This window comes from Sporomusa sp. (assembly GCF_057736855.1).
Genome location: NZ_JBYKYF010000072.1, coordinates 1,663 through 10,306, shown reverse-complemented (window position 1 = coordinate 10,306; position 8,644 = coordinate 1,663). Strand labels below are relative to the sequence as shown.

General features: G+C 41.6%; 9 protein-coding genes. 1 reads left to right on the top strand and 8 read right to left on the bottom strand.

Annotated features, from left to right (window positions below):
• The 4 genes from AC29Z1_RS06735 to AC29Z1_RS06720 form a co-directional block, all read right to left on the bottom strand.
• Window positions 1-208, bottom strand: a 208-nt coding sequence (locus AC29Z1_RS06735) for a hypothetical protein (protein WP_488270692.1), incomplete at its 3' end; no start/stop codon positions are given.
• A gap of 498 nt (window positions 209-706) precedes the next feature.
• Complete coding sequence (locus AC29Z1_RS06730) at window positions 707-1,828, bottom strand: radical SAM protein (RefSeq protein WP_488270691.1); 1,122 nt, start codon at window positions 1,826-1,828, stop codon at window positions 707-709.
• Window positions 1,829-2,179: 351 nt separating this feature from the next.
• Entirely contained in the window at window positions 2,180-3,148 is a 969-nt protein-coding gene (locus AC29Z1_RS06725) for a peptidoglycan recognition protein family protein (protein ID WP_488270690.1), read from the bottom strand.
• Between the two features lie 128 nt (window positions 3,149-3,276).
• Window positions 3,277-3,606, bottom strand: a complete 330-nt coding sequence (locus AC29Z1_RS06720) for a hypothetical protein (RefSeq protein WP_488270689.1) — start codon at window positions 3,604-3,606, stop codon at window positions 3,277-3,279.
• A 380-nt stretch (window positions 3,607-3,986) separates the two neighbouring features.
• Between AC29Z1_RS06720 and AC29Z1_RS06715 the strand changes: the two genes are divergently transcribed.
• Entirely contained in the window at window positions 3,987-4,823 is an 837-nt protein-coding gene (locus AC29Z1_RS06715) for a methyl-accepting chemotaxis protein (RefSeq protein WP_488270688.1), read from the top strand.
• A 386-nt stretch (window positions 4,824-5,209) separates the two neighbouring features.
• Here the strand turns inward: AC29Z1_RS06715 and AC29Z1_RS06710 are convergent, their stop codons facing one another.
• The 4 genes from AC29Z1_RS06710 to AC29Z1_RS06695 form a co-directional block, all read right to left on the bottom strand.
• Complete coding sequence (locus AC29Z1_RS06710; protein WP_488270687.1) at window positions 5,210-5,521, bottom strand: AtuA-related protein; 312 nt, start codon at window positions 5,519-5,521, stop codon at window positions 5,210-5,212.
• Between the two features lies 1 nt (window position 5,522).
• Window positions 5,523-6,863, bottom strand: coding sequence for an acyclic terpene utilization AtuA family protein (locus AC29Z1_RS06705; protein ID WP_488270686.1), 1,341 nt, complete (start codon window positions 6,861-6,863; stop codon window positions 5,523-5,525).
• Window positions 6,864-6,901: 38 nt separating this feature from the next.
• On the bottom strand, window positions 6,902-8,197 hold the full coding sequence (locus AC29Z1_RS06700; RefSeq protein WP_488270685.1) for a CitMHS family transporter: 1,296 nt from the start codon (window positions 8,195-8,197) through the stop codon (window positions 6,902-6,904).
• Window positions 8,198-8,429: 232 nt separating this feature from the next.
• The coding region (locus AC29Z1_RS06695) for a helix-turn-helix domain-containing protein (protein WP_488270684.1) at window positions 8,430-8,644 on the bottom strand (215 nt) is incomplete at its 5' end.

Sequence of the window (8,644 nt, the reverse complement as noted above, 5' to 3'; positions counted from 1 at the left end):
GAACATACTTTCTTGCTTCATTCATTAAAAAATCAGAAGCATTGGCCAGTTCAATTCCTAATTGCTTAAACTCCTGCTGTCTTGCAAATGCCTGTTGTTCGTTCTCAAACGCATTTCTGATAAATATTGAACAAGCAATTAAACTTGCAAAAATCAGTAACGATATCACCCCTAAAACCTTATTCAGCGTAGCATGTTTTACTTTCATTACCAGATCCCTCACTTCTACCATTTGCCTGCATTTACTTGCTTGGGGGTTGGACTGCTATTCCAATAAGTTGCCTTTTCCTTCTTTTGCCCCTCTAGGACACATGTCATGTATAAAAATTGTCCTATTTTCTTTTTTCGCTATTTTACAAATGATATCCTGCCAATTTTTAATATTGTTTATTTTGTAATATTCAATAATTTTATAGGTTATTAATTTGTTCAGAACTGTTCGCCAGACAGTTTTTGTAGCTAAACAGAATTGGTTTAGATATTAAAAGTCAAGAGTGAATAGGGAATTTGCTGAGACCCTCAAAAACACAAGGGAGCCGTGCTGAAACTTGGGTTTCAACACGGCCCCTTATGTTTTTTCACATAGACAGAGTTGTGTTTTTCCTAGTATGTTCCGCCTATCAGGCAATCCTGGTTAAGAACTATTTCGTGTCAATAGCCCCGTACCCTGCCATTCACGTTTTCTACTATCGCTTATTGCATAAAATTACAACTCGATCATTTCTGGCTTATAGTCATCCGGCAACTCTTCTTCAGTTAAAAAATTGAAATTATCATCATTCAATATGGGTATAAATATTTCGAATGGAATCTTAGAAAACTCACAGGCATAATTACTTGCTCCGAACAACATACCCGCTTTACTACCCAAATTTAGTCCTCTTGCAAACTTCGTGTAGTTGGAACAATCATGAACTACTACATCCCAATTTTCTTCATCTGCTATTTTCATAAATTTCAAAGTTAATTCCCTACTCCAAATCGGAGATATGTAGCCATGTCGGGAAATATACATATTTTCTCCATAGTAATTACCTATGTTATTTTCGTTCAAATGCAATTCGGCACAATTAATAAAATCGAGTTTTGTTTCGAGGATGACTTGCTTTTTCTGAAAGAATCCTTCGAAAAACTCTGGAGTCATTGGCGTTTCAATGCCTACAGAGTGAATATATTTTTTCGCTAAACCAATATTTTCAATCACTTTGTCTGAACATGCAGAAGCACCTAAGTTAAACCGTATTTCATCAAGACCGGCTTCGCCTAACGCTTTCAGTGTTTCTTCGGTAGCTAACGTACCATTGGTGTATAAATGTTGATAAATTTGCGCCTCATTAAATTTCTTGATAATCGAATAGTATGTTTCAATTTCCATGAAAGGTTCTAAAAAAACGTAAGAAATGCCAGTAGGTTTTTGGTAGATGGAAAGAAGCAAATCAATATCCTTCTCATAAAATTTGGTACCACCAATTTCCCACAATCCTTCACCAACGGGATGAATATTTTCTAATTCGCCATAATTATAACAAAACTTACACTTTAAATTGCATTTGTTGGTTTTCCTGATTGCCGTTAATCCAGTACCTAACAGACAAGAACGACATCCTTGGGGAAATTTACTTTCATTTCCCACAAAAAAAGTCCGATTTTCCAAAGTTTTCAAACCTCTAATTTCCGCCATCAACCTATGATTTCTTTGATCAATCGCTGCCTCAATCTGCGCAAAAGTAGCGTAAATAATTTCTTCATGTTTTGTACTAAGCTCATCCTCAGGTAATTGGGAAAAAATATCAAACCATATTAGCGCATCTTTCTTAGAAATTTTCATAACGTTGCCGCCTATCTACTGTATTTTTTCCTTCCAGCTTCCTCAAGTGTGGAGGACATCTAAATTATACTGAGTTATGTATTAGTTTTCAACAACACGTGCCTCAGAGATAAAGTTAATAACCTTGATTGCCTGCCATGTTTGCGCCCCTCAGACAATCTCGCTGGAAAACAACTAGTATCATAACCCGTCCAGTTCCTGCTTGCCATTGTTACCTAAAGATATGATTCATTTTAGAACAAATAAGAAAAAAAGTGGAAATAGCGTTTCGTAGTTACCCAGTTATTGCTGTAACATCCCCAGGCCTCTACTTTCAACGCATTATCCACTGTATTCTTAAAAATAGTACAGCTAGATTACTAGTTTTTGCTGATACCAGATGCCCTTACCCCTTAAGATATTCCCGCCAGAACCTGGTGTATCCCCTTCTTTGACGACCCACAAATCCCAACGCTCAACACTGTTTTGAGGGCCGTATTTGCCTTCTGGATAGCCGTTAGCTTCATATCCTGGATTACAGCCATCCATATTATCTGCCGCTTCTGCATGGGTCATAAAATGTTTAATGTCGATAGGAATACCAAGAGCATCACTTAGTACAGCAGTAATTTGGGCTGTTGCTTCAATTTGTAATGCGGTTGGCGGTTCCGGACCCAGATTATTGGCAGATATCGCGTTATACGCACAAGTCAGAGCAATACCAATAGAACCATGGTTCCGGCGATATGTGTGATTTTTTCTTTCACTTAGATTATTTGTTGTAGCATATACCGCGCCATTTTTACCTATATTAAAATGATAATCATTAAAAAATTGGTCATAGTGCCCGGCAGTCCAGTGATAATACACCTTAATTGGCCAGCCATAACTTCTTGCCGCTGCTTCCAGCGCGGGTTTAGCTGCTATAGCCATTTGTTTGATCTCTGCCAACGTAACTGGACGCAGGTTAATGCCCTGAGATGTAATTGTACCCTCAGCATGCAAGTTTGGAGCACCTGTAGATTGCTGCATTTTCCTAATGGCAGCAACTTCGGTATCGATCACCCAACCTATTAGGGCAGTTGGAATAAATATTCCCCAAGTACCTAGCAACTCGCTAATATCCTGAATAGCAATTGCCCGTTTCTGCTTATTTTCCATATTGTCTGCAAATTTATCCAGTTCATAAATAATATCATGAATCATGTCACGTAACTTTCCAATAGGCAGTTTAACAAATAGAACAAACAGCGCCATTGCCAGTAGGTTAGCTCCCAACAACGCAAGTGCGACTCCACCGAGTACACCAAGTATTTGTAAATACTCTGAACTTATCATCATAAAACCGACCTCCTTTCTATGTTAATATATTTACTTACCACGATTTATGTTACTGAAAGTCATGACTTTGTTTCATGTTCTTTGCCATCCGGATAACGCAAAAAAAACTGCCCTATAAGCAGTTCTTTTCACAGAACATTGTCATTCTCTTCTAAAGCAGCAATTTTTGCCTTCATGGCTTCTACATCCTGTTGTAGCCTCTCAATACTTTTTTGTAGGTTTTGAAGTTGTGTATTTGAAAAACTATCTGACATGGTTGTCGGAGGATTCGATGAGACTACCGCCTGGATTAGCAAGATGTTTTGTCCCAATGCTTCTACAAAGTTTCCCAAAATGTTTAATTGGTCTTCGTTAAGCTTATCTGAAACTATGATCGCTAATAAAGCGGCAAGTAGTACCTGCTGTTCAGAGTCAAGGGAAAAGAAAATGGATTCTTCCATGACCATCACCTTAATCATTTTATAAACTATATGATGACACTAAGCAGAGGATACCTTAATTTTTCTGTTGGCTAGGCAGTAGCCATTGAACAGTAAAAAATAACTACGAAAATACCATTCGTATTCTTGGCACCTTTCTAAACCTCAAAATGGACAATCCAAAGTTCTAATTTGTTAGAAAAACAGCCTTGGTTTATTCTAAACATCTGGAATAAACCAAGGCTGTTCATTTTCTAGCGTTATAACTTACATGAAAAACTTTGAAAAACCGCTGTTTTTCTAAAAGTCTGGAATAACAGACGATAATATGCCGCTTACTTTTAGGGTTTTCCGACAGTAAATAGTTGGCATGAGAATTGCAGTTGCATAATAAATAAGTAAATTACAGGAGGTATTAGATGGAAGATTCTGTTGAGATTTTAAACCGATACATTTATGTATTAGGACGATTATCAGACATCGTACCAGCCGATTATGGTGTAACAATATCGGATTGTACAACCTGCCTGTTTTATAAGCCAGCGAAAAACCTGGATCTTAAAGCACCAGTCGGTGAACCGTTAAGGGATGGGAGTGCAATAAAACGGGCAATTACCGAAAAGCGGAGAATTTTCACCAAAATCGATAAAGCAGTCCGCGGAATTCCCTATATTGCGCTTGCCACTCCTATCGTTAACGAGGCGAATGAGGTAATCGGCGCAGTTGCCATCACCCAATCCATTGAATTATATGATAAATTTAAAGACATGGCTTCCACGTTAAGTGAAGCAATTAATTTGCTGGCGGCAACAAGTGAGGAGATTGCGGCGCAAAGCCAAGAAATAGCAAGTGTAAGTCAAACATTGACGACTACAGCAAAGGCTGCTCAGGAACGAGCACAAGAAACAGATACCGTTATCGGTCTCATAAAAAATATCTCGTCCCAAACCAATCTTTTGGGATTGAATGCGGCTATCGAGGCAGCCAGAGTAGGCGAAAATGGCCGGGGCTTTAGTGTGGTTGCCGAAGAAATCCGCAAGCTAGCCACCAACAGTGTTAATTCCATCAAGCAAGTTGAACAAATTATTAAAGAAATTAAGGAAGCAGGTGCAACATCCTACCAGCAAGCCGCACAGATTGAAGCTGCCATAGCTCAAGTCGCTAGTGCCATTAGCCATATAACGTCTTCGATACAGCAGATTAGTGTAATGGCGGAAAAGTTGGATAGTACGGCCGAAGGGTTTATTAATAACTGAACTCTCAATGTCTCTGTAAAGAAAATAAGGTTATTGACAGCCATATGCTAGTTTTACATGAGGTGTCACTAACCCGGCTTATACTTACCGCTATAAAGTAGACAATAACAAAAAATCAATTGGGACTGCACTATTTTATACGTAGTAGTGAAGGCAACACTTCTAATTTTGCCGCTCTAATTGCCTTGGGGATAAGTACCCAAGGCAATTTGTTTTCAGAGCGTGATGCAATGGCAGGATCAACGACAAATTCGGTGTTGTGCCGACTGTATATCTGCAACCGAGACACCGTGAACGGTTTCGGTACTAATCGTTGTCATTCACTATAAAGACAGCAGGCATCGAACGGATAAATCCCGCCCTAGGACGAAATTTTCTTCCCTTATCTATTTTTTATCTGGTAAATCAAGGTTCATCAGTGCCGAGCTAAGCCCTTTACCGTGGATATCCAATGACAGCGTCCTGGTGACGCCGCCACCAAGTGCCTGATACATAACAAAATTCAACGCTCCGATATTGGGCAACGTATACCGGACAACCTCACCTTGAACAATATCGCTAAAAAACTCCTTGACACGTTCTGCTGTTACATGCTCTTCTAAAAATGCATAATCTTCCGGATCATAGGCAATTACCGAAATGTTGGAAATATTGCCTTTATCGCCAGTACGAGAATGCGCAATCTCACGTAACTTCATGTTATATCACCTCATAATGCAGACTATAAGAAACGAATTCCCGAGGCACAACCACTGAAACCATGGCGACAACCTCCCGAGCCACTTTGGTAGCACCGCCACCGCCGGCCGGACCGTTGGTATACAGAGTCTCAACCTCATTACCAATACGTATAGCTTCTTTCATGTTTTGCGTCCGGCCAACAACGCGAACACGTACTTCATAAGGCTCATGACCAGTTTGGGATAGTTTCTCGCCATGCATGGAAGCCACACCGATAAGATCAAGTTTTAATTCGCTGTATTGAACTCCCATTAACTTCAGCCGTTCGGCCACAATCGCGAGCGCCAGCCGTCCGCGGTTTACCGCTCCCGGCCCGGCATAACTAATTTGACCCTCGCCAATATAGCTGTCAACATAGCCAATGGAAACTTTCAGAGTATCCGGTCTAGCCTTACCGCTCCCGCCTGTAATCTCAACCTGATCAGGACCGACTTCCCTCATAGTAACTGTAGTAAAGTTGGCTACCACATCGGGGGTCATATAATTTGCCGGATCATGAATTTCGTACAGGAATTGCTCCTTGCAGGTTGCCAGCGTCACTTTGCCGCCTGATCCAGGTACCTTGGTAATGATAGCCGTTCCGTCTTCACTTACTTCGGCAATGGGGAAACCAAGCCGTGCCAGCCCTTCTACATCCTTGTATCCCGGGTCGGAAAAATAACCGCCGGTGATTTGGCCGGCGCACTCTAATAAATGACCAATAACCGTGCCCTGCCCAAGAATATTCCAATCGGTTTCGCTCCAGCCAAACTCATAAATCAAGGGAGCCATAAACAGGGCCGGATCTGCGACGCGGCCAGTAATTACAATGTCAGCACCGTTCTGGAGAGCCTCAACAATTGGTTTTGCACCAAGGTAAGCGTTGGCGGAAACCAGCTTATCCTTAATGGTTGCCAGTTTTTCACCGGTTTCCTCGATAGTATAATCTTTGGCTTGTACCACTGACAGCACATCGTCGCCGGTAACTGCGGCAATTTTCAGGCCCTTGAGTCCCATTTTCTGCGCTATTTCCTTTATTTTCTTCATACCAGCAATCGGGTTGGCGGCACCCATATTGCTGATAATCTTGATTCCCTTCGCATGACAGATTGGCAATACCGCCTCTATGCGAGCTTCCAGCAAAGCATCATAACCAGCATCAGGGTTCTTCATCTTCGCCTGCTGAGCTATGGCAATAGTTCTTTCAGCCAAGCACTCAAAACATAGGTATTGAATATTGCCCTTTTCTGCTAGTTCTACAGCAGGTTCGATACGGTCACCGGCATAACCGGCACCTGAACCAATACGTACTTTTTTCATCCTGTGTCACCTCAAGTTTTTTGTATATAAATCATTGATTAAAGTGGGAATAAGCCGGTGAGAACTGCGACAATTGTCATAACAATGGTAGTGGCAAACAGCAAAGGAATAGTAAACTTTTGATGCTCGCCTAACTCAATTTTTGTAAGACCAATTAAGAGGAAAGTAGCCGGAGTAAGCGGACTGATTGGGAAACCGGTGGTCATCTGGCCAAGAATGGCAGCTTGGGCAACCTGGATAGCCGGTACTCCCAAAGACTTGGCAATTTCGGCTACAACTGGCATTACACCAAAGTAGAAAGAATCCGGATCAAAAACCAAACTTAATGGCATTGAAATTAAGGCAACTACAAAAGGTATATGGGTAGCAAATTCAGGCGGAATAACTGAGACTGCAACCTGTGTCATGGCTTTAGTCAAGCCAGCTCCCTTCATGATTCCAGTGAAAACTCCGGCCGCGAGCAAGATACTGGCCATCATCAGCGCGGCCTTGGCATGAGCATCTACACGTGCCCGCTGTTGCTCGACTTTAGGATAATTAATTAACAGCGCTAGAGTGGCTCCCACCATGAACAATACAGCCGGTGCCAGTTTGCCGTGAACCAATCCAACAACAACAACGGCGGTTAAGATAATGTTTATCCAGAAATTTTGCGGACGGCGAAGTTTCTGTTCTTCTTCCGTTAACTCCCGAGCATATACTTCCATACTGCCGCCGGTGATCCCCAAGCGTTTTGCTTCCCGTTTACCAAGGTAATAAGCGACAGACATTACAAATATCAGACCAGCACCTAAAGCCGGTAATACAGGATTAAACAGTTCGGTAACTGGTATATTCAGCGCTGAAGCGGCGCGCAGTGTCGGTCCTCCCCAGGGAACCATGTTCATAGTGCCGGCGCCCATCGCGACAACACAAGCTAGGACCCTGCGGTCCATGTTGAGGCGTTCAAACAGTGGGAGCATGGCTGGAATGGTAATTAGAAAAGTAACTGCGCCGGAACCATCAAGATGTACGATCATAGCCAACAACGCACTGCCCATTACAATACGAACCGGATCGCCGCCTACAAATTTAAGAATGCCATTGATAATTGGATCAAACATACCGGCATCTGTGACGACACCAAAGAAAATAATCGCAAAAATAAACATCGCGACAATCGGAGCAATGCCTTGAATACCGCTCACGATAAATTTTCCTGTATCCCAACCGAAGCCTGCGGCCAACGAGGCTGCAATCGGTATAAGAATCAGAGCTGCCAGCGGCGTCATGCGCTTGCTAATAATTGCGGCCAAGAGCACAACGATAGTAATAAGACCAAGAGTAGCTAACATAGAATCCTCCCCTTAAAATAAAATTTGCTTTGCATTAATAATACAAAGCAAAATTCGTGCCAATATGCCAGATCCCTGATTTCTTGACTTGACGAGCTACAAACAACGGATAGTTTCTAATAGATTAGAAACTATCCATCCACATACCAATCACACTAAACTGCCCGGACTGAAAAAGTTCGTTTCTAAACCATTAGAATTTAAATATTAATATTCTAACAATCTAGAAAAATCATACTTCGGCTATGCCAAGACTTTTCATTTTGTTATACAAAGTAGCCAACGATATACCCAGTTGTTTAGCCGCTTTACGCTTGCCTTCTACAGAAACTCCCGCACTCTGTAAAGCGTTAATAATTAACTGTCGTTCAGTTTCACGGAGAAAATCGCTTAATTTTTTAGGTTCCGCAATGCGCAAGGGAGTTTCAACTAACAAAACAGGAGGTA

Bases quoted from the DNA above. Each gene is read 5' to 3' on its own strand.
- AC29Z1_RS06730 (WP_488270691.1), bottom strand. From the start codon at position 1,828: ATGAAAATTTCTAAGAAAGATGCGCTAATATGGTTTGATATTTTTTCC.
- AC29Z1_RS06725 (WP_488270690.1), bottom strand. From the start codon at position 3,148: ATGATGATAAGTTCAGAGTATTTACAAATACTTGGTGTACTCGGTGGA.
- AC29Z1_RS06720 (WP_488270689.1), bottom strand. From the start codon at position 3,606: ATGATTAAGGTGATGGTCATGGAAGAATCCATTTTCTTTTCCCTTGAC.
- AC29Z1_RS06715 (WP_488270688.1), top strand. From the start codon at position 3,987: ATGGAAGATTCTGTTGAGATTTTAAACCGATACATTTATGTATTAGGA.
- AC29Z1_RS06710 (WP_488270687.1), bottom strand. From the start codon at position 5,521: ATGAAGTTACGTGAGATTGCGCATTCTCGTACTGGCGATAAAGGCAAT.
- AC29Z1_RS06705 (WP_488270686.1), bottom strand. From the start codon at position 6,863: ATGAAAAAAGTACGTATTGGTTCAGGTGCCGGTTATGCCGGTGACCGT.
- AC29Z1_RS06700 (WP_488270685.1), bottom strand. From the start codon at position 8,197: ATGTTAGCTACTCTTGGTCTTATTACTATCGTTGTGCTCTTGGCCGCA.